Genomic DNA, 24,571 nt, shown 5'->3' with positions numbered 1-24,571 from the left:
ACTGGAGCCCTGCATGACCCTCGAACGTGATGCCGCTACTAACGTCGCCAAGGTACTGTCCGAAGCGTTGCCTTACATCCGCCGCTTTGTCGGCAAGACGCTGGTGATCAAGTACGGCGGCAACGCCATGGAGAGCGAAGAGCTCAAGACCGGCTTTGCCCGTGACATCGTGCTGATGAAGGCGGTGGGCATCAACCCGGTGGTCGTGCACGGCGGTGGCCCGCAGATCGGTGACTTGCTCAATCGCCTGTCGATCAAGAGCGAGTTCATCGACGGCATGCGCGTCACCGATGCCCAGACCATGGACGTGGTGGAAATGGTGCTGGGGGGCCAGGTGAACAAGGATATCGTCAACCTGATCAACCGCCATGGCGGCAGCGCCATTGGCCTGACCGGCAAGGACGCGGAGCTGATTCGCGCCAAGAAACTGCAGGTCAGCCGCCAGACGCCGGAAATGACCAAGCCGGAAATCATCGACATTGGCCATGTGGGCGAAGTGGTGGGTGTGAACACCGACCTGCTGAACATGCTGGTCAGGGGTGACTTCATTCCGGTGATCGCGCCGATTGGCGTGGGCCCGGACGGTGAGTCCTACAACATCAACGCCGACCTGGTGGCGGGCAAGGTTGCCGAGGCCCTGAAGGCCGAGAAACTGATGCTGCTGACCAACATCGCCGGCCTGATGGACAAGGAAGGCAACGTGCTGACCGGCCTGAACACCGAGCAGGTCAACGCCCTGATCGCCGACGGCACTATCTACGGCGGCATGCTGCCCAAGATCCGCTGTGCGCTGGAAGCGGTGCAAGGTGGCGTGACCAGCTCGCACATCATCGACGGCCGCGTGCCGAACGCCGTGCTGCTGGAGATCTTCACCGACATCGGCATGGGTACCATGATCAGCAACCGCAAGCGTCACTGACCTGCCCAGGGTTAATTGGCCCCTGCAGGGGCCAATGAACCCGGTGCTTCAGTCGCCCAGCAGCGTCTGCACCCTCGCCCGGTCCTGGGCAAATTGCTGGTCCACCTGCTGACGAATAGCCTGATAGTTGACTATTCGCGCCTTCACATCGGCCTGCTGGGCCTGCAGCCCCTTGATCTGATCCAGCAATTGCTGAGGCACCACATGCCCGTTGCGCTGCAGTTCGGCCGCCTGTGCCTGAAAGGTGTTCTGCTGGCCCTGCAAGGTCTGCAGGTTGCCATTGGCAAGCGCCACCAGGCCGTCGACTTCCGCCAGCCGGTGGCTACGGGCACGGTCAAGCTCATCCAGGGAAGGATAAAGGTGCAGCAACTGTGCATCGGCAGCCGCGCGGGCGCTGGCTGCCTGCTGCTGGCGAATCTCGTCGGCGCTGGGCGCTGGCGGCACGGTCTGTACCACCCTGCCTTGGGCATTGAGCACTTCATAGCCCTTGCCCACGTACTCCGGCGGTACGCCCTGGCGGTCCAGGACGGTCACCCCATGGCTGTCGACGTAGCGGTAGAACACCAGCGGCGGCGGGGCATCCGCCGCACTTGCCAACGGGCACCACAGCACCGCGAGCAGGCAGAGCGCGGCGCAGGCCCGCACGCCAGTCACCCAGTCAGATACCGTACTGGGCGCGGTAGGCCTGAACGGCCGGCAGGTGCTGCTTGAGCTCGGCGTCGTCGGCCAGGAACTCCAGTACCTGGTCCAGGGAAACGATGCTGACCACCGGAATACCGAAGTCACGCTCCACTTCCTGAATGGCCGACAGCTCGCCATTGCCACGTTCCTGACGGTTCAGGGCGATCAACACGCCCGCTGCCTTGGCTTTCTGGGCAGTGATGATCTGCATGACTTCGCGAATAGCGGTGCCGGCGGTGATCACGTCGTCGATGATCAGGATATCGCCTTCCAGCGGCGAGCCCACCAGGCTGCCACCTTCGCCGTGGTCCTTGGCTTCCTTGCGGTTGAAGCACCACGGAATATCGATGCCGTGATGCTCGGCCAGTTGCACCGCGGTGGCGGCTGCCAGCGGGATACCCTTGTAGGCCGGGCCGAACAGCACGTCGAAGGCGATGCCGCTTTCAACCACGGCCGCGGCATAGTATTTACCCAGCTGGGCCAGGGCGGTGCCGGTGTTGAACAGGCCGGCATTGAAGAAATAAGGACTGGTGCGCCCGGATTTCAGGGTGAACTCACCGAAACGCAGTACCCCGCGATCGATGGCAAAACGAATGAAGTCGCGTTGATAGGCGTGCATGAAAAAAGTCCCGAATACCACGGCTTTAGCTAAATGAGTGGAGCTCGGGTATCATACACGCACGAGATTTTTGGGGCCATTTATGCGGATCATCAGTGTGAACGTTAATGGTATTCATGCGGCAGTCGAGCGCGGTTTGCTCAGTTGGCTGCAAGCACAGAATGCTGACGTCATCTGCCTGCAGGATACTCGTGCCTCCGCCTTTGAACTGGACGACCCAGCCTTCCAACTGGATGGCTACTTCCTTTATGCCTGCGATGCCGAAGTACCCACCCAAGGTGGCGTGGCACTTTACTCGCGGTTGCAACCCAAGGCGGTAATCAGCGGCCTCGGCTTCGAGACAGCCGACCGCTACGGGCGCTACCTGCAAGCAGACTTCGACAAATTGAGCATCGCCACCCTGCTGTTGCCTTCGGGCCAGAATGGCGATGAAGACTTGAACCAGAAATTCAAGTTGATGGACGACTTCGGCAAGTACCTGGACAAGCAGCGCCGCAAGCGCCGCGAGTACATCTACTGCGGCTCGCTGTATGTGGCGCAGCAGAAGCTGGACATCAAGAATTGGCGCGACAGCCAGCAATCCCCCGGTTTCCTGGCGCCCGAGCGGGCCTGGATGGACGAGATTGTCGGCAACATGGGTTATGTCGATGCCCTGCGCGAAGTCAGCCGCGAAGGCGACCAGTACAGCTGGTGGCCGGACAACGAACAGGCCGAGATGCTCAACCTGGGCTGGCGGTTCGACTACCAGCTGCTGACCCCAGGCCTGCGGCGCTTCGTGCGCAGCGCACGCCTGCCACGCCAGCCGCGCTTCTCCCAGCATGCCCCGTTCATCGTGGACTATGACTGGACCTTGACCATCTGAACGGCCGAGGTACAAAAAAGCCGACCCTTCGAGGTCGGCTTTTTTACGTGTGCCTGATACGGCGCGGTGCGGGGGACGACGCCCCAACAGCCTCGTTAGTCAGCCAGGGCAGCTTTTTGCAGCTCGAACAGGTCAACCATGCCTTTCTGCGCCAGCGCCAGCATGGCATTGAGCTCTTCAGGCTGGAACGGCGCGCCTTCGGCCGTGCCCTGCACTTCGATGAAACCACCGGTGCTGGTCATCACCACGTTCAGGTCGGTCTCGGCAGCCGAGTCTTCCAGGTAGTCCAGGTCCAGGACCGGCTCGCCCTGGTACATGCCTACCGACACGGCGGAGATCATGTGCTTGAGCGGGTCGCCGCCTTTCAGGCCGCCACGCTTCTTGACTACTTTCAGCGCGTCGACCAGGGCCACCATGGCGCCGGTGATGGACGCGGTACGGGTGCCGCCGTCAGCCTGGATCACGTCGCAGTCGACGTACAGGGTAATGTCGCCCAGCTTGGACATGTCCAGGGCGGCACGCAGCGAACGGCCGATCAGGCGCTGGATTTCCAGGGTACGGCCGCCCTGCTTGCCTTTGCTCGCTTCACGCTGGTTACGCTCGCCGGTGGCGCGCGGCAGCATGCCGTATTCGGCGGTCAGCCAGCCTTGGCCCTGGCCCTTGAGGAAGCGCGGCACGCCATTTTCGACGCTGACGGTGCAGATCACCTTGGTGTCACCGAACTCGACCAGTACAGACCCTTCGGCGTGCTTGGTGTAGTTGCGGGTGATGCGGATCGAGCGGAGCTGATCGGCAGCGCGACCACTTGGACGTTTCATCTGGGATACCTGTACTGAGGAACGAAAACTGCCGAGCAGTATAAGACCTGTGATCATTTAATGCCCGAGTTGCGTGCATGCCGCGGCCGGCCCGAGCCGGAGAGGCGGCCCTGGGGAAACAATTTTCAGCCCAACGGTCGACATGCTGTAACAGCAATGGTTTGGGCGCCGGCCTGCCGGTGCGCTACAATCCTGCGCCTTTGCAGCCATCCGGCTCTTATCCCACTCTGCGAGGTACTCCCATGGTGCACAGCATGACCGCCTTCGCCCGCGTCGAAAGGGCGGGCACCCAGGGGACCCTCAGTTGGGAGCTGCGCTCGGTCAACCATCGCTACCTGGAACCGCACCTGCGTCTGCCGGAGGCTTTCCGCGACCTTGAAATCGCCGTGCGCGAAGCGCTGCGCCAGGGTATTTCCCGTGGCAAGGTGGAATGCACCCTGCGCTTTTGCGAAGTCACCAGCGGCAAGCCGCTGCAGGTTGACCGCGAGCGCGCCGCGCAACTGGTGGCCGCCGCCGAGACCGTCGCCAGCCTGATCAAGCAGCCCGCCGCGCTCAACCCTCTGGAAGTGCTGGCCTGGCCCGGCGTGCTGGTGGCTGACGCCGCCGACCCGCAGGCCCTGAACCAGGAAGCCATCGAGCTGTTCAACGAGGCCCTGAAAGAGCTGAAGGCCGGTCGCGACCGCGAAGGCGCCGAACTGGCCCGGCTGATCAACGCCCGCCTCGACGCCATGAGCGAAGAAGTCAAGACGCTGCGTGCCCAGGTGCCGCACATGCTCGGCGTGCAACGCCAGAAGATCCTCGACCGCTTTGCCGACATGCAGGCTGAACTGGACCCCCAGCGCCTGGAGCAGGAAATGGTGCTGCTGGCCCAGAAGAGCGACGTGGCCGAGGAACTCGATCGTCTGAGCACCCACGTCACCGAGGTGCGCCGGGTACTGAAAACCGGCGGCGCGGCGGGCCGGCGCCTGGACTTCCTGATGCAGGAACTCAACCGCGAAGCGAATACACTGGGCTCCAAGGCCTTCGACCCGCGCAGCACCCAGGCTGCGGTCAACCTCAAGGTGTTGATCGAGCAGATGCGTGAACAAGTGCAGAATATTGAGTAAGGCAAACCGCAGAATGAACCACAGCACCGGCACCCTTTATATCGTTTCCGCCCCTTCGGGCGCAGGCAAGACCAGCCTGGTCAAGGCCTTGATGGATACTCAGTCCGAAACGCAACCGAGCATCCGCCTTTCGATATCCCACACCACCCGCGCCATGCGCCCCGGTGAAGCGGATGGCGTGAATTACCACTTCGTCGACCGCGCCGAGTTCGTGCGCATGATCGAACATGGTGATTTCCTGGAGCAGGCCGAAGTGTTCGGCAACCTCTATGGCACCTCCCGGAGCGCCCTGCAGCGCACGCTGGACGAAGGTCACGACCTGATCCTGGAGATCGATTGGCAAGGCGCCCAGCAGGTGCGCAAGCTGATGCCGGCCGCCCGCTCCATCTTCATTCTGCCGCCGACCCAGCAGGCCCTGCGCCAGCGCCTGACCAACCGCGGCCAGGACAGCGACGAGATCATCGACGGGCGCATGCGCGAAGCCGTCAGCGAAATGAGCCACTACAACGAATACGACTTCGTGGTGATCAACGATGACTTCGCCACCGCGCTTGAAGACCTGAAGGCGATTTTCCGCGCCAACAAGCTGCAACTCGACCAGCAGCAAGGTCGGTTCACCGAACTATTGAGCCAATTACTGGCTTAAATGAAGCTTTCCGCGCTGCGATAGGTTACCGTTGAGGTGTCTGCGCAGCGGCTGGACAGCCTGTTTGAAAATCAGCGCTTCCCTAAACGCTGGTGATTTTTTAAACTATCGAGTCCGCTCGCCCATCCGGGCTGCGCGCATACTGCATTTGCTACGAGGAAGACCATGGCCCGCGTAACCGTTGAAGACTGCCTAGAACACGTGGATAACCGTTTTGAGCTGGTCATGCTCTCTACCAAGCGTGCCCGTCAACTGGCAACCGGCGGCAAAGAGCCGAAAGTGGCGTGGGAAAATGACAAGCCCACCGTCGTAGCCCTGCGCGAGATCGCCGAAGGCCTGATCGACTATGCCGCTATCGCAGAAGCTGAAATCGTTGAAGACGAACCGCTGTTCGCAGCGTTCGAGGACGAGTCCAACGAGGCCGTCTAAGCCTATGCCTGGTCGACGTAGTACGGCGCGGGAATACAGCCTTCGGCAGGAGTCATCATGCCGAGCATAGACGCCCTCGCCGATCGCTTGTCGACCTACCTCGGCGCCGACCAGGTGAACCTGGTTCGCCGGGCGTATTTCTACGCCGAACAAGCCCACGACGGCCAGCGCCGCCGTAGCGGCGAGCCATACGTCACGCATCCGCTGGCGGTGGCCAATATCCTCGCCGACATGCACATGGACCATCAGAGCCTGATGGCGGCCATGCTTCATGACGTGATCGAAGACACGGGCATTGCCAAGGAAGCGCTCTGTTCGCAGTTTGGCGAAACCGTGGCCGAACTGGTCGACGGGGTCAGCAAGCTGACCCAGATGAACTTCGAGACCAAGGCCGAGGCCCAGGCCGAGAACTTCCAGAAGATGGCCATGGCCATGGCACGCGACATCCGCGTGATCCTGGTCAAGCTCGCCGACCGCCTGCACAACATGCGCACCCTGGAAGTACTGTCCGGTGAGAAACGCCGGCGCATCGCCAAGGAAACCCTGGAGATCTACGCGCCCATCGCCAACCGGCTGGGCATGCACAACGTGCGCGTGGAATTCGAGGACCTGGGCTTCAAGGCCATGTACCCGATGCGCTCGGCGCGCATCTTCCAGGCGGTCAAGCGCGCCCGTGGCAACCGCAAGGAAATCGTCCAGAAGATCGAGCAGTCCCTGGCCCATTGCCTGGCCGTGGACGGTATCGAAGGCGATGTCAGCGGCCGCCAGAAACACATCTACGGCATCTACAAGAAGATGCGCGGCAAGCGCCGTGCCTTCAACGAGATCATGGACGTGTATGCCTTCCGCATCGTGGTGGACAAGGTCGATACCTGCTACCGGGTGCTGGGCGCCGTGCACAATCTGTACAAGCCACTGCCGGGCCGCTTCAAGGACTACATCGCGATTCCCAAGGCCAACGGCTACCAGTCGCTGCATACCACGCTGTTCGGCATGCACGGCGTGCCTATCGAAATCCAGATCCGCACCCGCGAAATGGAAGAGATGGCCAACAACGGTATCGCCGCTCACTGGCTGTACAAGTCCAGTGACGACGAACAGCCCAAGGGCACCCATGCCCGGGCCCGCCAGTGGGTCAAGGGCGTGCTGGAAATGCAGCAACGCGCCGGCAACTCCCTGGAATTCATCGAAAGCGTGAAGATCGACCTGTTCCCGGACGAGGTCTACGTGTTCACGCCCAAGGGCCGCATCATGGAGCTGCCAAAGGGCTCCACGGCGGTCGACTTCGCCTATGCGGTGCACACCGACGTGGGCAACAGCTGTATTGCCTGCCGCATCAACCGCCGCCTGGCACCGCTGTCCGAACCCCTGCAGAGCGGCTCCACGGTGGAAATCGTCAGCGCTCCCGGCGCCCGACCGAACCCGGCCTGGCTCAACTTCGTGGTCACCGGCAAAGCGCGCACTCACATCCGCCATGCGCTCAAGCTGCAGCGCCGTTCCGAGTCGATCAGCCTGGGCGAACGCCTGCTGAACAAGGTGCTCAACGGCTTCGACAGCGCGCTTGAACGCATTCCCGCCGAGCGCGTGCAGGCCATGCTCACCGAGTACCGGCTGGAGCAGATCGAAGACCTGCTCGAGGACATCGGCCTGGGCAACCGCATGGCCTACGTGGTGGCGCGGCGCCTGCTGGCCACTGAAGGCGAGCAACTGCCGAGCCCCGAAGGCCCGCTGGCCATTCGCGGTACCGAGGGCCTGGTGCTCAGCTACGCCAAGTGCTGCACGCCGATTCCGGGCGACCCGATCGTGGGACACTTGTCCGCCGGCAAAGGCATGGTGGTGCACCTGGAAAACTGCCGCAACATCAGTGAAATCCGCCACAACCCGGAAAAATGTATCCAGCTTTCCTGGGCCAAGGATGTCACGGGCGAATTCAATGTCGAGCTGCGCGTGGAGCTCGAACATCAGCGCGGGCTCATCGCTCTGCTGGCCAGCAGCGTCAACGCCGCCGATGGCAACATCGAGAAGATCAGCATGGACGAGCGCGACGGCCGCATCAGCGTGGTTCAACTGGTCGTCAGCGTTCACGACCGCGTGCACCTGGCTCGCGTGATCAAGAAACTGCGGGCACTGACCGGCGTCATCCGCATTACCCGGATGCGCGCGTAGGGCCACTGCCTTCACCTCTCTGCCAAGGAGTCATCAATGACCAAGACTGTTATCACCAGCGACAAGGCCCCGGCGGCCATCGGCACCTACTCCCAGGCCATCAAGGCGGGCAACACCGTCTACATGTCTGGCCAGATTCCGCTGGACCCCAAGACCATGGAACTGGTGGAAGGCTTCGAAGCCCAGACCGTGCAGGTGTTCGAAAACCTGAAAGCCGTGGCCGAAGCTGCTGGCGGTTCGTTCAAGGACATCGTCAAGCTGAACATCTTCCTGACTGACCTGAGCCACTTCGCCAAGGTCAACGAAGTCATGGGCCGTTATTTCGAACAGCCTTACCCAGCTCGCGCCGCCATCGGCGTGGCCGCACTGCCACGCGGTGCACAGGTTGAAATGGACGCCATCCTGGTCGTCGAGTAAACCTTCACGGCGAGGCGCGCCCGCGCCTCGCCGGTCCCCTGCCCTATTTCCGGAAGGATTCCCCATGCGCCACGCGCTTGTCCTGCCGTTGCTGGCCGCGCTGCTCAGCGGCTGCGCCAGTCACAGCAATGTCGACCCCAGCGGGGTCTGGATCAACCAGCAAGTCATCGACGCCGCCGCCAAAGGCATCAGCCTGCGCCAGGCCATGCCGAAGAACGACCAACCGCTGGAATGGCAACTCAACAGCAAGGCCAACCAGGCCAGCTTCAGCAACGGCTTCGAAGTGGGCCAGGGCAACCTGCAACCGCTGGGCAAAGGCAAATGGACCGTCACCCTGTCGGGCTCGCTGACCGAAGACATGACCACCGTCAGCGATGACGAGCTGGAAGTGGAGGCCAACAAAGCTGGCCCCAAGCAGGTCTTCAACAGGCTGAAAACCACTGCCGAGCCTAACGCTCCCGTGGGCAGCAGCTTCGAACGCGCGTTATACGGCGCCTACATGGGCGGTGAATGGACGATCGTCGAAGGCCCGGGCCAAGGCAGCAATGTACGCTTCCTGGCGGATGGCCAACTGGCGGGCTTCCCCGGTGCCGACCGCTACGCCCTGTGCCTGGCCGGCGACTGCGCCACCATGACCGGTGGCCAGGACAGTATGTGGATCGAACGTAACAAGCAGGGCGCGCCATTCATCTTCAAGCGTGATGGCAAGCAACTGGAGATCTTCCAGGTCGTGAACCAGGCCCAGGCCGATGAAATGCCGCAGTTCAAGGCCGGCGAGCGTCGCTGGTTGCTGAAGAAGCAATAACCACGCCCCCCCAGCGCCTTGTGGGACCGCGCTTCAGCCGGTTCCACAAGGAACGCTGCAAGGTTCAGCCGTTGAGAATAGCTTCATACCCCTCGCGATAACTGGGGTAGCGCGGCACCCAGCCCAAAGCCCTGGCCTGGGCGTTGCTGCAACGCTTGTTGCCATTGCGCCGCAGCGTCGATTCTTCCCCCAACTCCCGCACCGCCAGCCGCGCCCGCAACCAGTCCACCACCTCGGCCAAGGGCGCAGGCTTATCGTCGACGCCCAGATAACAGCCCGCCACCGGCATGCCCTGGGCATCCTTCATCAACAGGAAGGCAAGCAGCCCTGCGGCATCGTCACTGTGAATACGGTTACCGAACAAGGCCGGCTCATGAGGCACCCGGTACCCCTGGCGTACCTGCTGCAGCAGGCGCTCGCGCCCCGGCCCGTAAATGCCGGTCAAGCGCACCACAGTGGCCGGCCCGCTTTCCCTGGCCACTTGCTCGGCCTCCAGCATCAGGCGCCCGGAAAAGGCGACTGGCTCCGTGGGTGAATATTCATCGATCCACTCCCCCGCCGCCTGTGCATAGACACTGCTGCTGGAGACGAAAAGCAGTCGGCGGGGCATCTGCCGGTTGTGCCTCAGCCAGCCAAGGACGCGCTTGAGCCCCTCAACGTAAGCGGCACGATACCCCGGCTCGTCATGCTGCTGGGCGGCGACGCAATACACCACATAGTCGATGGCACCCTGGGGCCAACTCGCCGGGCAGCCTGGCTCGGCCAGATCGCCGGCTACAGGAACAACCCCTTCGGGCAACCGCGCGACATCGCGTCGCAAGCCGAATACTTGCCATTGCTGCGCGAGCATCTGCCGGGCGAGGCGCCCGCCGACATCACCGCAGCCGACAATCAGAACATTTGGGGCAGACATGGAAGTTCTCCCGAATCAAGACTTTAGGCTCATCCCGGTGGCCAAAATGCCACTAAACCCGGAAAAAGTTCACCGTATCGCTTTTGTTAACAAGAATTACTTGCAATAATAATCGCCCATTTTGTTCTCGGCCTGTTCTCGAGGCCTCGAAGGACATCAACTCAATTTCCTCTCAGGTCCGGCCAGCATGACTCAGAATCAACCTTCCGCTTCGCCAACCCGCACTCGCCCATGGCGTGGTATTGCCGCGCTGGTCATCGGCCTTGCGCTGACCCCGGCCGCTTTCGCGGATGAGCCAGCTGCCCAGGCCCATCAACCGACTGCCGCCACTGCCGCTGCACCCGCTGTGCAGGACGCTGCGGTGCAACCGGTGGACGCCGCGGCTGCAACCCCGGTAGCGGATGAGCCTGCAGGTGAACCCGCCGTGGAAACCGGCTTCACGCTGGGCCATGACCTGTCGCCGTGGGGCATGTTCCAGAATGCCGACATTATCGTCAAAATCGTGATGATCGGTCTGGCTATCGCCTCCATCATCACCTGGACTATCTGGATCGCCAAAGGTTTCGAGCTGCTCGGCGCCAAGCGCCGGCTGCGTGGCGAGATCGCCCAGCTGAAAAAGGCCACTACCCTGGCGGCCGCGAGCGAATCGGCCAGCAAGCCGGGTACCCTGGCGCACTTGCTGGTGCATGACGCGCTTGAAGAAATGCACCTGTCCACCAACGCTCGCGAGAAGGAAGGTATCAAGGAACGCGTCAGCTTCCGCCTGGAGCGCCTGGTAGCGGCCTGCGGTCGCAACATGAGCAACGGCACCGGCGTACTGGCCACCATTGGTTCCACCGCGCCGTTCGTCGGCCTGTTCGGTACCGTGTGGGGCATCATGAACAGCTTCATCGGCATCGCCAAAACCCAGACCACCAACCTCGCGGTAGTAGCCCCCGGCATCGCCGAAGCGCTGCTCGCCACGGCACTGGGCCTGGTCGCCGCTATCCCGGCGGTAGTGATCTACAACGTCTTCGCCCGCTCCATCGCCGGCTACAAGGCTCAGGTTTCCGATGCGTCCGCCCAGGTACTGCTGCTGGTCAGCCGTGACCTGGACCACCAGCCAGGCGAGCGCAGCGCTCAGCCACACATGGTGAAGGTGGGTTAATCCATGGGTCTGCACCTCAACGAAGGTGGCGACGACCTCGCCGAGAACCACGAAATCAACGTCACGCCGTTCATCGACGTGATGCTGGTGCTGCTGATCATCTTCATGGTCGCAGCACCGCTGGCTACCGTGGACATCAAGGTCGACCTGCCCGCCTCCACCGCCAAGCCCGCGCCCAGGCCGGAGAAGCCGCTGTTCCTCAGCGTGAAGGCCGACCAGAGCCTGTACCTGGGCGATGACAAGGTTGACCGCACCCAGCTGGGCCCGGTACTGGACGCCAAGACCAAGGGCAAGAAAGACACCACCATCTTCTTCCAGGCTGACAAGAGCGTCGATTATGGCGACCTGATGGAAGTGATGAACGCGCTGCGTGCCGCTGGCTACCTGAAAGTCGGCCTGGTGGGCCTTGAGACGGTAGGGAAGAAATGATCACAGCGCGCCAAAAGCTGACGCGTTATGGCGGTAGTCTGGCGGTGGTGCTGGGGATTCATGCCCTGGCCATCGCCCTGGCGCTCAACTGGCATTCGCCACCACCACCGCAAATGCCTCCACAGGCGATGATGGTGGAACTGGCGCCGGTGCCGGAAGCAGCACCGCCACCACCGCCGAAGGTGATCACGCCACCGACGCCGCCCACCCCGGTTGAAGAACTGCCGCTGCCAAAACTGGCCGAGGCGCCAAAACCGACCATCGCGATTCCCAAGCAGGAAAAGCCCAAACCCAAGCCCAAGCCACAGCCGCCCAAGCCTGAGAAGAAGCCGGAACCGCCCCAGGAAACGCCACCGTCGGAAAAAGTCGTCGACACCGCACCCGCGAAGGAATCGGCACCCAAGGCACCCGTCGCGCAGCCTCAGCTGCCGTCCAACAGCAATGCCCTGCCAAACTGGCAAGGCGACCTGCTGCGCCACCTGGCCAAGTTCAAGCGCTACCCCGAGGACGCGCGTCGCCGTGGCCTGCAGGGTGTGAACCGCCTGCGCTTCGTGGTGGATGGCGAAGGCAAGGTGCTGTCGTTCGAACTGGCCGGTGGTTCGGGCAGTGCGGCGCTGGACCGCGCCACCCTGGAGATGATCCGTCGGGCACAGCCGCTGCCGCCGCCGCCCAAGGAACTGCTGAACAACGGCACCCTGGAAGTGGTTGCGCCGTTCGTCTACTCGCTGGACAAAAGATGAATATCTGTTTCTGACATACAGATGCAACCTTGATAACGTGCGTCTATCGATTGCAGCCGCTATGCTGGGCTCGCAACTTCATGGACGCACGTTATGACTCTCACAGAATTGCGCTACATCGTCACCCTCGCCCAGGAGCAGCATTTCGGCCATGCCGCCGAGCGCTGCCACGTCAGCCAACCGACCTTGTCGGTGGGGGTCAAGAAACTCGAAGATGAACTGGGCGTGCTGATTTTCGAGCGCAGCAAGAGTGCCGTGCGCCTGACCCCGGTCGGCGAAGGTATCGTTGCCCAGGCGCAGAAGGTCCTGGAACAAGCCCAGGGCATCCGCGAACTGGCCCAGGCCGGCAAGAACCAGCTGACTGCGCCCCTGAAGGTCGGTGCCATCTACACCGTCGGCCCGTATCTGTTCCCGCACCTCATTCCGCAACTGCACCGTGTCGCACCACAGATGCCGTTGTACATCGAAGAAAACTTCACCCACATCCTGCGCGACAAATTGCGCAATGGCGAACTGGACGCAGTGATCATCGCCCTGCCGTTCAACGAGGCCGATGTGTTGACGTTGCCGTTGTACGACGAGCCGTTCTACGTGCTGATGCCTGCCGGGCACCCATGGACCCACAAGGAAACCATCGACGCCTCGCTGCTGAACGACAAGAGCCTGCTGCTGCTCGGCGAAGGCCACTGTTTCCGCGACCAGGTGCTCGAGGCATGCCCTACCCTGGTCAAGGGTACCGAGGGCGCCAAGCACACGACGGTGGAGTCAAGCTCCCTGGAAACCATTCGCCACATGGTCGCCTCCGGCCTGGGCGTCTCGATACTGCCGCTGTCAGCGGTGCACAGCCACCATTACGCCCCCGGCGTGATCGATGTCCGGCCGCTGACCCCGCCATCGCCATTCCGCACCGTGGCCATCGCCTGGCGCGCCAGCTTCCCGCGGCCCAAAGCCATCGAGATCCTGGCCGACTCCATCCGCCTGTGCTCCGTGGCCAAGCCAACCCCGTTGAGTAAAGTGGCGACATGACCGAGCTGTCCCAGGTATCGGTTACCGCCCTCAAGGGCATCGGCGAGGCCATGGCCGAGAAATTGACCAAGGTGGGCCTGGAGAACCTTCAGGACGTGCTGTTCCACCTGCCGCTGCGCTATCAGGACCGCACCCGCGTGGTGCCCATTGGCGCCCTGCGCCCCGGCCAGGATGCGGTGATCGAGGGGGTGGTCAGCGGCGCCGACGTGGCCATGGGCAAGCGCCGCAGCCTGCTGGTGCGCCTGGGCGACGGGACGGGTTCGTTGAGCCTGCGCTTCTACCATTTCAGCAATGCCCAGAAAGAAGCCCTCAAGCGCGGTACCCACCTGCGCTGCTATGGCGAAGCGCGCCCTGGCGCCTCGGGCCTGGAAATCTACCACCCCGAATACCGCGCCCTGACCGGCGACGAACCGGTGCCCGTGGAACAGAACCTCACGCCCATCTACCCCACCACCGAAGGCCTGACCCAGGCACGCCTGCGGCAGCTGTCGCAACAGGCCCTGGCCATGCTGGGCCCGCGGAGTCTGCCAGACTGGCTGCCGCCGGAACTGGCCCGTGAACACCAGCTGGCGCCGCTGGACCAGGCCATCCGTTACTTGCACCATCCGCCGCCAGACGCCGACCTGGAAGAGCTCGCCGTGGGCCATCACTGGGCCCAGCACCGCCTGGCGTTCGAGGAACTGTTGACCCACCAGCTGTCCCAGCAACGCCTGCGCGAAAGCCTGCGGGCCTTGCGCGCGCCGGCCCTGCCGAAGGCCAAGCGCCTGCCGGCACAATACCTGGCCAACCTGGGTTTCAAGCCAACGGGCGCGCAGCAGCGGGTGGGCAAGGAAATTGCCTACGACCTCAGCCAACGCGAACCCATGCTGCGCCTGGTGCAAGGCGACGTCGGCGCCGGCAAGACAGTGGTCGCGGCGCTGGCGGCTTTGCAGGCGCTTGAGGCCGGCTATCAGGTGGCCCTGATGGCCCCTACCGAAATTCTCGCCGAACAGCATTTCATTACCTTCAAGCGCTGGCTCGAACCCCTGGGCATAGAAGTGGCCTGGCTCGCCGGCAAGCTCAAGGGCAAGGCCCGGGTTGCCGCCCTTGAGCAGATCGCCGGCGGCGCCCCCATGGTGGTCGGTACCCATGCGCTGTTTCAGGAAGAGGTGAAATTCGCCAAGCTGGCCCTGGTGATCATCGACGAACAGCACCGCTTCGGCGTGCAGCAGCGCCTGGCGCTGCGCCAGAAAGGCGTGGGAGGACGCATGTGCCCGCACCAGTTGATCATGACCGCCACACCTATCCCGCGCACGCTGGCCATGAGTGCCTACGCAGACCTGGACACTTCGGTCCTGGACGAACTGCCCCCCGGCCGCACCCCGGTCAATACCGTGCTGGTGGCCGACAACCGGCGCGTCGAGGTGGTCGAACGGGTGCGCGCCGCCTGCGCCGAGGGCCGCCAGGCCTATTGGGTATGCACCCTGATCGAAGAATCGGAGGAGCTGACCTGCCAGGCCGCCGAAACCACCTTCGAGGAGCTGACCAGCGCCTTGGGCGAACTGCGCGTCGGCCTGATTCATGGGCGCATGAAGCCCGCCGAGAAAGCCGAGATCATGGCCCTGTTCAAGGCCGGCGAATTGCAACTGCTGGTGGCAACCACCGTGATCGAGGTGGGGGTCGACGTGCCCAATGCCAGCCTGATGATCATCGAGAACCCCGAACGGCTTGGCCTGGCGCAACTGCACCAGTTGCGTGGCCGCGTCGGCCGTGGCAGCGCCGCGAGTCACTGCGTGCTGCTGTACCACCCGCCCCTGTCGCAGATCGGCCGCGAGCGCCTGGGTATCATGCGTGAAACCAATGACGGCTTCGTGATCGCAGAAAAAGACCTGCAGTTGCGCGGCCCCGGAGAGATGCTCGGTACCCGCCAGACAGGTTTGCTACAGTTCAAGGTAGCCGACCTGATGCGCGACGCCGATCTGCTTCCAGCCGTACGAGAAGCGGCCCAGACCCTGCTCTCGCAATGGCCGGCACACGTCGACCCGTTATTGGAACGCTGGCTCCGGCATGGCCAACAATATGGACAGGTTTGAAAAAAGACTTGGCACGACCGAACCAGCTTGCAGCGCAAGCTGGGTATACTGTCGGCCATGTAGGAATATGGATACAGACCATGACTGAAGTTGCCCTGGACACCGCGACCCCCCACACCCCGTCTGTCATTCAGGATATGCTGGGGAAGCTGGGAATCAGTTATCGCGAGGTGCTCGACCACCCGCACCTGAACCCTGCGCGCAAGGTCCAGGCGGTGCTGCTCAACGACGCCGTTGGCGCACTGATGGTGCTGTTTCCGCAGAATCAGCTGCTGGATCTCGACCGCTTGGCCGAACTCACCGGCCGCAAGCTGACCGCAGTGCCGCTGGACCGCATGACGCGAATGCTGGCCAAGCACGACCTCAAGCAATTGCCCGGCCTGCCAACGCTCACCAGCTCGCCGTGCCTGTACGACGAAAGGCTGGTGGAAGAGAGCGACCTGCTGGTGAACTCGGGGGAACCCGGCCTCTGGCTGGAGATCGGCCGCGACGACTTCAGGAAGGTACTGAACAAGGCCAGCGCCGGCAACTTCGGCGTGCTGCTGACCAGCATACGCCCCAACCTCAACCGCCCCGACGATGACCGCAAGGAAATCACCCAGGCCGTTCAAGTGTTCACCGCACGGCGTATCCAGCAACGGCTGGAGGCCACCATCGAGATTCCGCCCCTGGCGGAAACCGCGCAGAAAATCATCAAACTACGGGTGGACCCCAACGCCACCATCGACGATATCACGGGTGTGGTCGAAACAGACCCGGCGCTGGCGGCACAGGTGGTCAGTTGGGCGGCCTCCCCCTACTACGCGTCGCCCGGCAAGATTCGTTCGGTTGAAGACGCCATCGTCCGCGTGCTGGGGTTTGACCTGGTCATCAACCTGGCCCTGGGCCTGGCGCTGGGCAAGACCCTGAGCCTGCCCAAGGACCAGCCGCAGCACGCCACGCCCTACTGGCAGCAGTCGATCTATACCGCCGCCGTCATCGAAGGCCTGACCCGCGCCATTCCTCGGGCACAGCGGCCCGAAACCGGGCTGACCTACCTGGCCGGCCTGCTGCACAATTTTGGCTACCTGCTGCTGGCCCATGTGTTCCCGCCGCACTTCTCGCTGATCTGCCGCCACCTGGAGGTCAACCCGCACCTGTGCCACAGCTACGTGGAACAGCACCTGCTCGGCATCACCCGCGAGCAGATCGGCGCCTGGCTGATGCGGTTCTGGGACATGCCCGACGAGCTGGCCAACGCCCTGCGCTTCCAGCACGACCCTGGCTACGATGGCGACTACGCCCAGTACCCCAACCTGGTATGCCTGGCGGTGCGCCTGTTGCGCAGCCGCGGTATCGGCTCGGGTGCCGACGAGGGCATTCCCGATGAACTGCTGGAGCGTCTGGGGCTTAGCCGTGAAAAGGCCGAGGATGTGGTCACCAAGGTGCTGGACGCCGAGGTCATGCTGCGCGAACTGGCGGCGCAGTTCAACCAGCACTGACGCCTGTCAATGCTGCGGGAGCTGGCCTGTCAGCTCCCGGAAACACAGCTGCGGCGACAGGTCGTTGGGCAGAACCCGCTTCACTTCTTCGGTTTCAGGTATTTCATGATGCCCTGGAACCAGATCACCAGAGCCGGGTTGCCCTTGATCTGGATGGTCTTGTCCTGAATACCCTGCATGAAGGCCAGTTGCTTGTTCTTGGCCTGCAACGTTTCATAACCGAATGCCGCGTCCTTGAACGCGATCGCGAAGGCCGGTGCGTCCACCTTGCCGCCTTTGCTGGTGATGCCCATATCCTTGACGATGAAGTGCCTGGCCACCTTGCCATCCAGCGTCTGCAACTGAAATACCAGGTCGCGGTCCTTGAGTTGCTGAGCGAACGCCGGGTTCCTGCGACTGGCCCGCGCCATCAACAGCCCCATGGCCCAAAGCAAAAAGCGAAACTTCATGTACACGCCTCGAAATAGAAGTGGATGACGATCGCGGCAGTTTACCGAGATCCTGCACAATCACCATATAAAACCCACCAGCCTGCGGACATCGCTGATTTTCCTCGATTTTAGCGGGTCATATCGTGACATCGCCGGCTGTCTAAGCCCGCAACAAACTGCGCCCGCCCCCACCTTCCATTGTCCCGGCAACTCCGTCACGATAAGCACGCGAACTCTGGTCGCACCCTTCCCTCGTGAGCACCACGCAGGGATGACCTCACGGGTTTGACAGGCATTAGTGGGACCACTAGCCTTTTTTCGGATCCCACACATATTTTGTGACAATTATGATCAGGTAAGCCAATCGTGACAGCCAAAAAGCCGTTGAGCTCCATTCTGGTCAGCGAGCAGGTGCCCGCCCATCTTGCTCGCTCGGTCATCGAGGAAAAATTGCGAAGTGCAATCGTGGACGGCCGACTACCGGCGGGCACCGCGGTACGACAACAGGAACTGGCAACGCTGTTCGGCGTCAGCCGAATGCCAGTGCGCGAAGCATTGCGTCAGCTCGAAGCCCAGGGACTGCTCAAGGTTGTCATGCACAAAGGTGCCGTGGTGGCGCCGCTGGTCGACGAGGATGCCGCTGAAACCTACGACTTGCGCCTGCTGCTGGAAACCGAGGCCCTGCGCCAGTCGGTTCCCAACCTGACCGAGGCGCACCTTGCCGAGGCGCGATACTGCATCGACCAACTCGATACCGAGACCAACCCGGCCGAACTCGGCCGGCTGAACCGCCTTTTTCACATGGCACTGTATGCCGGCGCGAACAACAGCAAGCTGCTGCGCATGATCGAGCAGGAGCTCAACCAGGAAGAACGCTTCCTGCGTTTTCACCTGTCTTCCATGGGCCTTGGCAAACCTACCCAGGATGATCACATAGCCTTGGTCGACGCGGTCCAGGAGCGCAACGTGGACCTGGCCGTGGGCATATTGCAACAGCATCTGGCCAATGCTTCGCATACTATTCGCCACTACCTCGAAACCCGCGCCTCGGCATAACCGTGCCGGGTGAGGCTGCCCGTCAAGGGCAACCCATGCTGATGTTCGCGGCCTGCTCTCCAGGCCACGGACCCACGGCGTCCCGGCTGCCCGGCGCTTCATGAACCGCTCTCATTTATCACGCTCTTTTCCCAGGAATGCGCCCATTCCCGGGTGAGTGCCGTCGCCCGCTTCCTCGCCCTCCTCCTCGACTTCATGTCCTGATACCGCGCGCCGATGGAAAATCGGCTTTTTAGCGCACACTCTTGCACTGGCCAATGGCCGTGAATGGTTCTTTTCAAGTAACGGATCATCACATCGTCACCCACGCAGGAGCGTAAACCACGGGCACCGCCCTGAATCAATAAGACAGCAGCCACCCACCTACTTGAGTGCTCTGAGTGAGGCATTCACTCATTTTTATTTATTTTGACTATAAAACGTCGAAAGGGGAGCACTTGCGCCTCTAAAACTTGCTGCGCTTGTTTTAGCGAACCCCTATTTCTCTTAAAAACATAACTTATTGTTTTTTAACGATTTTATTTGAAATACAGATAAAACCTGGTCTAACTTGATTAGCACTGGCGGGGCAGTTCCCCGGCAGCCAACGCTGCAACGGGCATAAGTTTATATCCGACCAGCCACGGTACGGAATTGTTCAAGCAGCACGCAAAGCGATAGCCAGAAGTTTCAACTCATCGTTAATAACTTTAAGGAAGCGCCATGACCTTTCAAATTGATGTGCTCGTACAAAAGAAAAACCAACTGAGTGCCCACCCGATATTTGGCGAAATCAATTCATTGCCCGTATTGCAGCGTTTCATGGAAACCCATGTGTTCGCGGTATGGGACTTCATGTCGTTGACCAAGCGCCTGCAGCGGGAGCTCACTTGTGTGAACCTGCCGTGGCTGCCCCCGACAGATGCCAAGGCGGCACGGTTGATCAACGAAATCGTACTGGGCGAAGAATCGGATGAGCGCCTGAACAATGGGCACTACAGCCATTTCGAACTCTATCTCGATGCAATGCGCGAGATAGGCGCGGATACCGGCCCCGTCCAGCAATTCGTGGCCCTGCAGGCCGAGGGCGTGCACTACCGGACCGCCCTGCAGAGCGTTAATACCGACCCTGCGGCTATCCATTTCGTGACTGACACGCTGGAAACCGCCCTGCATGCCCCCGCCCATGCCGTGGCCGCGGCCTTCCTGCACGGCCGGGAAAGCGTGATCCCCCAGATGTTTCAGCGCCTGCTGGATGACTGGGGTATTACCGAACACCAGGCCCCCACCCTTTGCTATTACCTGCAGCGCCACATTGAAGTCGACTCCGATGACCACGGCCCCGCAGCCCAGTCACTGCTGGACCGCCTGACCGGCGATGACCCTCAGCGCCTGGCCGAAGCGCACGAAGCCGCCATCGCTGCCATCGACAGCCGCATGGCCCTGTGGGACAGGCTGCGCGTCAGCATGAAAGCCGGGGCCGAGGTGAATGCATGAACGCCGCCGACTACCGCTCATTCGCCGACGCGTGGGAAGACCGCGCCACCATTCGCACCCGTCCGCGACGGCGTGTGGAAGACGACGAGCGCCTGATCTACCCCCTCAGCCGCCAGCCGTTGGTGCTGGGTGCCACATTTCTGCGGGAGTGCCCGCACCAGCGCGATTTCGCCCTGGTGCAAAGCCTCTACAAATTCATTCATGACGTGGTGATTTTCGAGACTGAAATCGTCAACCGCACGGCCAGCAGCATCGCCCGCGGGCGCTTTCCCCTCGACTACCCCTTTGCCTGCCGCTACGACGCGATGACCGTGGTCGTGGACGAGGACTACCACGCACTGGTGGCCATGGACTTCATGCAGCAGACCATCGAACTGACCGGCATCGAGCCCATTGCCCTGCCCGCCGAGATCGAGCTCAGCAGGGCGATACCAGCGGCGCTGGCGCAGGTACCAGCGGCACTGCGGCCAGCGGCGGAACTGATCTGCGTGGCAATCGCCGAGAACACCCTGACCAACGATGTGGCTGCGTTCGCTCGCGACGACACGGTCAAGGACTCGGTCAAGGGCCTGATGGCCGACCACCTGCTGGATGAAGGCCGCCACTCGACCTTCTGGACGAGGCTGGTGCGCATCTACTGGCAAGGCGCCTGCGCCAGCGACCGGGCAGCGCTGGCCAGCATGCTGCCAGTGTTTATCGAACGTTATTTGACCAATGACATCCAGAAAGCCTTCGACCTGGCCTTGATCGAGCACCTGCACCCCGACCCGACCGTGCGCCGGGCCCTGGGCGAAGAAGCCCAGAGCCTGGCATTTCCGATCAACGCTCAACACCCGCTGCTGGGCAACATCCTGCGCTTTTTCAAAGGCAGTTCGATGCTCGACAGCCCTTGCGTAAGCGATGCCCTGGCCGCCTACCTGGCTTGATTCAAGGAGAAGACAATGAAACGTCTGCAGATCATCCTGTATGGTTCCAGCCGTGCCTTGCATGCACTCGGCACGGTACTGCAAGAGTATGGGCACCAAGTAAGCCCGACCTGTGAACAGCCCGATGTGCTCATCGAGGACGGCAGTGGCCAGGCCCTTCCGGCTACCCCGCCTCGCTGCCTGCACCTGGGTTTGCGCCTGTGCCTGGAGCCGGGCAGCGGCAACCTTCCCCGGGTGCAATGGCAATGCTGGGCCGGCACGGCCCAGGCCCAGCGCCTGGTCATCTGCCAGGCGCTGGCAGCATCGGCAGCGGGCAATGGCGAAGCACTGCGTGCCAGCGTCGAGCAAAGCCTGCTGGAGCGCATGAGCCTGGAGATCACCCGCTTTTCCCGCGATCCGCAGCACTTCGCCCAGCGGGCCGTGTGCGACGCAGCAGGGCTGGGCCGGCAACAAGGCCTCGATGCAATCGAACCGCTGGCGTTCGAACATCGCCTGAGCCAGAACAACGTGCCACACCTGCTGGATGAACAACTGCCGTCGCTGCTGGAGCAGTTGCACGCCAGCCTGCGCCTGAATGCCGGGCGCACGGCGCTGCAACTGGCCGACAGCGCGTTGAGTTATGCCCAGTTGCAGCAGCAGGCGGCAGCGATCCGTGCCGCCCTGCCGGCAGGCGGAGGGGTGATCGGTGTGTGCCTGGAAAAGTCGGTCGAACTCTACGCCAGCCTGCTGGCGGTGCTCGGCAGCGGTGCCGTGTACCTGCCGATGGACCCCAGTCATCCCTCGCAGCGCCTGCGCGCCATTGCTGAAAATGCGCAGGCCAGCCTGTTGCTCCATAGCGGGCCGGCGCCGTTCAGCCTCGACGGCATGCAGGCGCTGCGGGTGGACGATATCAAACCTGCCGCTCCCGGCAGCCACTGGTTCGACCAGCCCGTACAAGGGCAGTCACCCGCGGTGGCCATCTACACCTCCGGCACCAGCGGGCAGCCCAAGGGCGTGCTGCTCAGCCATGCCAACCTCAACCACTTCCAGGCCTGGTACCGGGGGCACGTGGAACTCACCCACGACAGCCGTGTGCTGCAATTTTCCACCATTGGTTTCGATGCCTCGCTGCTCGACATCCTGCCCACCTTCGCCGCGGGAGCGACACTGGTAGTGCCCACCGCGGACCAGCGCCGCGACCCCGCGCAATTGATCGAACTGCTCAATGCCCAGGAAGTCAGCCACGCGTTCCTGCCCCCCGCCCTGCTGAGTATTCTGCCGCCCACAGCGCCCCTGGCCTTGCAGCACCTGATCACGGGCGGTGACGTGTGCGAGCCGGCGGTGCTGGCGAACTTCGCCGGCCGCTGCCAGTTCCACAACATCTATGGCCCGACCGAAACCACGGTGCTTGCCACTACCCGGCGCATGCACCCTGGCGACAACCCGCGGCAGATCGGTGGGCCGATCGCCAATACCCAGCTGCTGATCCTCGATGACCAGGGCTGGCCCGTCGCTGACCACACACCGGGCGAGCTCTACATAACCGGTGCCGGTGTGGGCCTGGGTTACCTCAACAACCCGCAACTGAGCGCCGAGCGCTTCGTCACCCTGAACCTTCCCGATGGGCGTAGCCTGGCGGCCTACCGCACCGGCGACATGGGCCAATGGGCTGAACAGGGCATTGTCCTGAGCGGGCGGCGTGACAACCAGGTGAAGATCCGCGGCTTTCGGGTCGAACCGGAAGAAGTGGAACACTGCCTGCGTGCCAGTGGCCAGTTCGCCCAGGTAGCCGTGGCCGTCGACCCACAACACCGGCTACTGGCCTTCGTCGCCCAGCCCCGGGCAGGTGACGGGCAGGCGCTGGCCAACCTGCAGGCCCATGCCCAGGCCCACCTGGCCGACTACATGCGGCCACTGCAATACACCGAACTGACCGTGCTGCCCGCCACCGCCAATGGCAAGGTCGACCGCCGAGCCCTGCTCACCCTGCCTCAAGCCCACGCCCAAGCCCACGAAAGGCCGGCCAATGCCACCGAAACCCAACTGCTGGCCCTGTGGAGCGAACTGCTGGAATTGCCTGCCGAGGCCATCGGCACTGATCACAGCTTCTTCAACCTGGGCGGCCACTCCATTTTGTTGTCGCAGATGCTGGTACAGATCCGTGAGCGTTTCGGCACGGGCATTCCGATCAACCGCTTTATCGAGCACCCCACCCTCAAGCGTCTTGCCGAACTGGTCGATGGCGTCGAGGACCAGGTGCGCCAGGTCAGCCCACGGGCACTGGCCGATGCATTCCGCGAACTGAACCTCACACCCTTGCCCGTCGAACATATGGGCGACGTGCACAAGGTCATCGTGACCGGAGCGAACAGCTTTCTGGGCGTGCACATCGTCCAGGCCCTGTTGGCGTGGGGGGCCAGCGAGGTCGCCTGCCTGGTCAGGGCCCAACCGGGGCTCAGCGCCAGTGAGCGTTTCCAACAGGCGCTGGTGGAGAACCGGCTGGAACACCTTGACCTCAGCAGGGTGCGGGTACACGCCGCTGACATCACCCAACCGCGACTGGGGCTGAGCGACGCGTTGTACGAAGAAATCGACGCCCACTACGGCGCGCTGATTCACAACGCAGCGCAGGTCAACCACGTGCTGGATTACGATGCACTGGCCGCCACCAACGTCGAGCCGGTATTCCATTGCCTGCGCCTGTGCGAAGGGCGGCGCAAGAAGATCTTCAACTTCGTCTCCACCCTATCGGCCTCCAGCGTTGTCGACGCCAACGGTAACGTGCTGGAAGAACCGCCGGCCGATACCCCGCCCATCTACATTCGCAATGGCTACAACCTGTCGAAATGGGTGGCCGAGCGAATCATTCAGCGCGCCCGGGAGGCCGGGGTGTGGGCCAACCTCTACCGGCCCGGAAACATCACCTTCAACAGCCGCACCGGGGTCTGCCAGCCCCACAAGAACCGCCTGATGCTGATGCTCAAGGGCTCGCTGCAACTGGGCCAGGTGCCAGCGCTGGACCTCAACTTCGACCTGATGCCGGTGGATTTCCTCGCGCGCTTCCTGGCCTTCCACGCCAGCCGCTACCAACCGGCGCGGGCGGTGTTCAACCTGCACAACCCTGAACCGCTGAGCTGGGCCAGTTATGTGGATGCCTTTCGCGAAGCGGGCCGGGACTTCGAGCTCGTCAGCGTGGCCCAGTGGCAACGGCAACTGGGCCGCGTGGACGCCGACAACGCCCTGTTCGGGGTGCTGGGCTTCTACCTGGATGGCTTCGAGGAAGACATCGGCGACATCTCGCGCATCGACCATGGCAATGCCCGCAGCGGCGTGCAACGCATGGGCGAGCGCTACCCCAGCAAGACTCCGGCGCTACTGCGCAAGGGTTGCGCGTACCTGAAAGAAATCCAGTTCATCTGAACCACCC

23 protein-coding genes are annotated in these 24,571 nt (G+C 62.6%); 18 read left to right on the top strand and 5 right to left on the bottom strand.

What is annotated here, in order from left to right; translation table 11 throughout:
- Positions 1-13 precede the first annotated feature (13 nt).
- On the top strand, positions 14-919 hold the full coding sequence (gene argB, locus QBK88_RS07165; protein ID WP_277961497.1) for an acetylglutamate kinase: 906 nt from the start codon (positions 14-16) through the stop codon (positions 917-919).
- A gap of 48 nt (positions 920-967) precedes the next feature.
- Here the strand turns inward: argB and QBK88_RS07160 are convergent, their stop codons facing one another.
- The gene (locus QBK88_RS07160) at positions 968-1,573 is read right to left on the bottom strand and encodes a DUF4124 domain-containing protein (RefSeq protein WP_445764902.1); all 606 of its coding nucleotides are present in this window, start codon (positions 1,571-1,573) and stop codon (positions 968-970) included.
- A 4-nt stretch (positions 1,574-1,577) separates the two neighbouring features.
- Positions 1,578-2,219, bottom strand: a complete 642-nt coding sequence (gene pyrE, locus QBK88_RS07155) for an orotate phosphoribosyltransferase (RefSeq protein WP_277961495.1) — start codon at positions 2,217-2,219, stop codon at positions 1,578-1,580.
- Between the two features lie 82 nt (positions 2,220-2,301).
- Here pyrE and QBK88_RS07150 point away from each other — a divergent pair, with 82 nt between their 5' ends.
- Positions 2,302-3,081: an exodeoxyribonuclease III gene (locus QBK88_RS07150; RefSeq protein WP_008366828.1), complete on the top strand. Its 780-nt coding sequence runs from the start codon at positions 2,302-2,304 to the stop codon at positions 3,079-3,081.
- A 95-nt stretch (positions 3,082-3,176) separates the two neighbouring features.
- On the opposite strand, the gene rph is transcribed toward QBK88_RS07150, so the two are convergent.
- Complete coding sequence (gene rph, locus QBK88_RS07145) at positions 3,177-3,899, bottom strand: ribonuclease PH (protein ID WP_158152800.1); 723 nt, start codon at positions 3,897-3,899, stop codon at positions 3,177-3,179.
- Between the two features lie 242 nt (positions 3,900-4,141).
- Here rph and QBK88_RS07140 point away from each other — a divergent pair, with 242 nt between their 5' ends.
- The 6 genes from QBK88_RS07140 (at position 4,142) to QBK88_RS07115 (ending at position 9,468) form a co-directional block, all read left to right on the top strand.
- On the top strand, positions 4,142-5,005 hold the full coding sequence (locus tag QBK88_RS07140) for a YicC/YloC family endoribonuclease (protein ID WP_277961494.1): 864 nt from the start codon (positions 4,142-4,144) through the stop codon (positions 5,003-5,005).
- 13 nt (positions 5,006-5,018) lie between these two features.
- Positions 5,019-5,651 carry a guanylate kinase gene (gmk, locus tag QBK88_RS07135; RefSeq protein WP_277961493.1) on the top strand — a complete coding sequence of 211 codons (633 nt, stop codon included), beginning with the start codon at positions 5,019-5,021 and terminating at the stop codon, positions 5,649-5,651.
- Positions 5,652-5,816: 165 nt separating this feature from the next.
- A complete protein-coding gene (rpoZ, locus tag QBK88_RS07130) occupies positions 5,817-6,080 on the top strand; it encodes a DNA-directed RNA polymerase subunit omega (protein ID WP_007921129.1) in 264 nt (87 codons plus the stop codon).
- A 57-nt stretch (positions 6,081-6,137) separates the two neighbouring features.
- Positions 6,138-8,246, top strand: coding sequence for a bifunctional GTP diphosphokinase/guanosine-3',5'-bis pyrophosphate 3'-pyrophosphohydrolase (spoT, locus tag QBK88_RS07125; RefSeq protein ID WP_268147111.1), 2,109 nt, complete (start codon positions 6,138-6,140; stop codon positions 8,244-8,246).
- 36 nt (positions 8,247-8,282) lie between these two features.
- Entirely contained in the window at positions 8,283-8,663 is a 381-nt protein-coding gene (locus QBK88_RS07120) for a RidA family protein (RefSeq protein ID WP_008366837.1), read from the top strand.
- 64 nt (positions 8,664-8,727) lie between these two features.
- Complete coding sequence (locus QBK88_RS07115; RefSeq protein WP_277961492.1) at positions 8,728-9,468, top strand: hypothetical protein; 741 nt, start codon at positions 8,728-8,730, stop codon at positions 9,466-9,468.
- Between the two features lie 64 nt (positions 9,469-9,532).
- On the opposite strand, the gene QBK88_RS07110 is transcribed toward QBK88_RS07115, so the two are convergent.
- Positions 9,533-10,381, bottom strand: coding sequence for an SDR family oxidoreductase (locus QBK88_RS07110; protein WP_277961491.1), 849 nt, complete (start codon positions 10,379-10,381; stop codon positions 9,533-9,535).
- Positions 10,382-10,568: 187 nt separating this feature from the next.
- On the opposite strand from QBK88_RS07110, the gene exbB reads away from it, so the two are divergent.
- From exbB to QBK88_RS07080, 6 genes are all read left to right on the top strand, one after another.
- The gene (gene exbB / locus QBK88_RS07105; RefSeq protein ID WP_277961490.1) at positions 10,569-11,528 is read left to right on the top strand and encodes a tonB-system energizer ExbB; all 960 of its coding nucleotides are present in this window, start codon (positions 10,569-10,571) and stop codon (positions 11,526-11,528) included.
- Positions 11,529-11,531: 3 nt separating this feature from the next.
- The gene (gene exbD / locus QBK88_RS07100; protein ID WP_277961489.1) at positions 11,532-11,957 is read left to right on the top strand and encodes a TonB system transport protein ExbD; all 426 of its coding nucleotides are present in this window, start codon (positions 11,532-11,534) and stop codon (positions 11,955-11,957) included.
- The gene (locus QBK88_RS07095; RefSeq protein WP_277961488.1) at positions 11,954-12,697 is read left to right on the top strand and encodes an energy transducer TonB; all 744 of its coding nucleotides are present in this window, start codon (positions 11,954-11,956) and stop codon (positions 12,695-12,697) included. The genes exbD and QBK88_RS07095 overlap by 4 nt, the downstream gene beginning before the upstream one ends.
- Positions 12,698-12,790: 93 nt before the next feature.
- A complete protein-coding gene (locus QBK88_RS07090) occupies positions 12,791-13,723 on the top strand; it encodes a hydrogen peroxide-inducible genes activator (protein ID WP_158152791.1) in 933 nt (310 codons plus the stop codon).
- The gene (recG, locus tag QBK88_RS07085; RefSeq protein WP_277961487.1) at positions 13,720-15,795 is read left to right on the top strand and encodes an ATP-dependent DNA helicase RecG; all 2,076 of its coding nucleotides are present in this window, start codon (positions 13,720-13,722) and stop codon (positions 15,793-15,795) included. Before QBK88_RS07090 ends, recG begins: the two co-directional genes overlap by 4 nt.
- Before the next feature lie 80 nt (positions 15,796-15,875).
- Positions 15,876-17,276, top strand: a complete 1,401-nt coding sequence (locus tag QBK88_RS07080; protein ID WP_277961486.1) for an aminoacyl-tRNA deacylase and HDOD domain-containing protein — start codon at positions 15,876-15,878, stop codon at positions 17,274-17,276.
- An 80-nt stretch (positions 17,277-17,356) separates the two neighbouring features.
- Here the strand turns inward: QBK88_RS07080 and QBK88_RS07075 are convergent, their stop codons facing one another.
- Positions 17,357-17,725 carry a helicase gene (locus QBK88_RS07075; protein ID WP_277961485.1) on the bottom strand — a complete coding sequence of 123 codons (369 nt, stop codon included), beginning with the start codon at positions 17,723-17,725 and terminating at the stop codon, positions 17,357-17,359.
- A gap of 348 nt (positions 17,726-18,073) precedes the next feature.
- On the opposite strand from QBK88_RS07075, the gene QBK88_RS07070 reads away from it, so the two are divergent.
- The 4 genes from QBK88_RS07070 to QBK88_RS07055 all read left to right on the top strand — a co-directional run bounded on the left by QBK88_RS07070 (position 18,074) and on the right by QBK88_RS07055 (position 24,564).
- A complete protein-coding gene (locus tag QBK88_RS07070; protein ID WP_277961484.1) occupies positions 18,074-18,763 on the top strand; it encodes a GntR family transcriptional regulator in 690 nt (229 codons plus the stop codon).
- A gap of 702 nt (positions 18,764-19,465) precedes the next feature.
- Positions 19,466-20,239, top strand: coding sequence for a DUF3050 domain-containing protein (locus tag QBK88_RS07065; protein ID WP_277961483.1), 774 nt, complete (start codon positions 19,466-19,468; stop codon positions 20,237-20,239).
- Positions 20,236-21,165, top strand: a complete 930-nt coding sequence (locus tag QBK88_RS07060; protein ID WP_277961482.1) for a diiron oxygenase — start codon at positions 20,236-20,238, stop codon at positions 21,163-21,165. Before QBK88_RS07065 ends, QBK88_RS07060 begins: the two co-directional genes overlap by 4 nt.
- 15 nt (positions 21,166-21,180) lie before the next feature.
- Positions 21,181-24,564 (top strand): non-ribosomal peptide synthetase, encoded by a 3,384-nt coding sequence (locus QBK88_RS07055; RefSeq protein ID WP_277961481.1) that lies wholly within the window; start codon positions 21,181-21,183, stop codon positions 24,562-24,564.
- The last annotated feature ends 7 nt before the right edge of the window (positions 24,565-24,571 follow it).

Origin of the sequence: Pseudomonas sp. RIT-To-2, from assembly GCF_029623465.1 — a bacterium.
In the GTDB taxonomy this organism is placed as follows: Bacteria; Pseudomonadota; Gammaproteobacteria; order Pseudomonadales; family Pseudomonadaceae; genus Aquipseudomonas; species Aquipseudomonas silvicola.
This window is presented reverse-complemented; position numbering and strand designations above follow the sequence as displayed.

Coding starts and splice junctions, on each gene's coding strand:
- argB (WP_277961497.1), top strand. CDS start 14: ATGACCCTCGAACGTGATGCCGCTACTAACGTCGCCAAGGTACTGTCC.
- pyrE (WP_277961495.1), bottom strand. CDS start 2,219: ATGCACGCCTATCAACGCGACTTCATTCGTTTTGCCATCGATCGCGGG.
- QBK88_RS07150 (WP_008366828.1), top strand. CDS start 2,302: ATGCGGATCATCAGTGTGAACGTTAATGGTATTCATGCGGCAGTCGAG.
- rph (WP_158152800.1), bottom strand. CDS start 3,899: ATGAAACGTCCAAGTGGTCGCGCTGCCGATCAGCTCCGCTCGATCCGC.
- QBK88_RS07140 (WP_277961494.1), top strand. CDS start 4,142: ATGGTGCACAGCATGACCGCCTTCGCCCGCGTCGAAAGGGCGGGCACC.
- gmk (WP_277961493.1), top strand. CDS start 5,019: ATGAACCACAGCACCGGCACCCTTTATATCGTTTCCGCCCCTTCGGGC.
- rpoZ (WP_007921129.1), top strand. CDS start 5,817: ATGGCCCGCGTAACCGTTGAAGACTGCCTAGAACACGTGGATAACCGT.
- spoT (WP_268147111.1), top strand. CDS start 6,138: ATGCCGAGCATAGACGCCCTCGCCGATCGCTTGTCGACCTACCTCGGC.
- QBK88_RS07120 (WP_008366837.1), top strand. CDS start 8,283: ATGACCAAGACTGTTATCACCAGCGACAAGGCCCCGGCGGCCATCGGC.
- QBK88_RS07115 (WP_277961492.1), top strand. CDS start 8,728: ATGCGCCACGCGCTTGTCCTGCCGTTGCTGGCCGCGCTGCTCAGCGGC.
- QBK88_RS07110 (WP_277961491.1), bottom strand. CDS start 10,381: ATGTCTGCCCCAAATGTTCTGATTGTCGGCTGCGGTGATGTCGGCGGG.
- exbB (WP_277961490.1), top strand. CDS start 10,569: ATGACTCAGAATCAACCTTCCGCTTCGCCAACCCGCACTCGCCCATGG.
- exbD (WP_277961489.1), top strand. CDS start 11,532: ATGGGTCTGCACCTCAACGAAGGTGGCGACGACCTCGCCGAGAACCAC.
- QBK88_RS07095 (WP_277961488.1), top strand. CDS start 11,954: ATGATCACAGCGCGCCAAAAGCTGACGCGTTATGGCGGTAGTCTGGCG.
- QBK88_RS07090 (WP_158152791.1), top strand. CDS start 12,791: ATGACTCTCACAGAATTGCGCTACATCGTCACCCTCGCCCAGGAGCAG.
- recG (WP_277961487.1), top strand. CDS start 13,720: ATGACCGAGCTGTCCCAGGTATCGGTTACCGCCCTCAAGGGCATCGGC.
- QBK88_RS07080 (WP_277961486.1), top strand. CDS start 15,876: ATGACTGAAGTTGCCCTGGACACCGCGACCCCCCACACCCCGTCTGTC.
- QBK88_RS07075 (WP_277961485.1), bottom strand. CDS start 17,725: ATGAAGTTTCGCTTTTTGCTTTGGGCCATGGGGCTGTTGATGGCGCGG.
- QBK88_RS07065 (WP_277961483.1), top strand. CDS start 19,466: ATGACCTTTCAAATTGATGTGCTCGTACAAAAGAAAAACCAACTGAGT.
- QBK88_RS07060 (WP_277961482.1), top strand. CDS start 20,236: ATGAACGCCGCCGACTACCGCTCATTCGCCGACGCGTGGGAAGACCGC.
- QBK88_RS07055 (WP_277961481.1), top strand. CDS start 21,181: ATGAAACGTCTGCAGATCATCCTGTATGGTTCCAGCCGTGCCTTGCAT.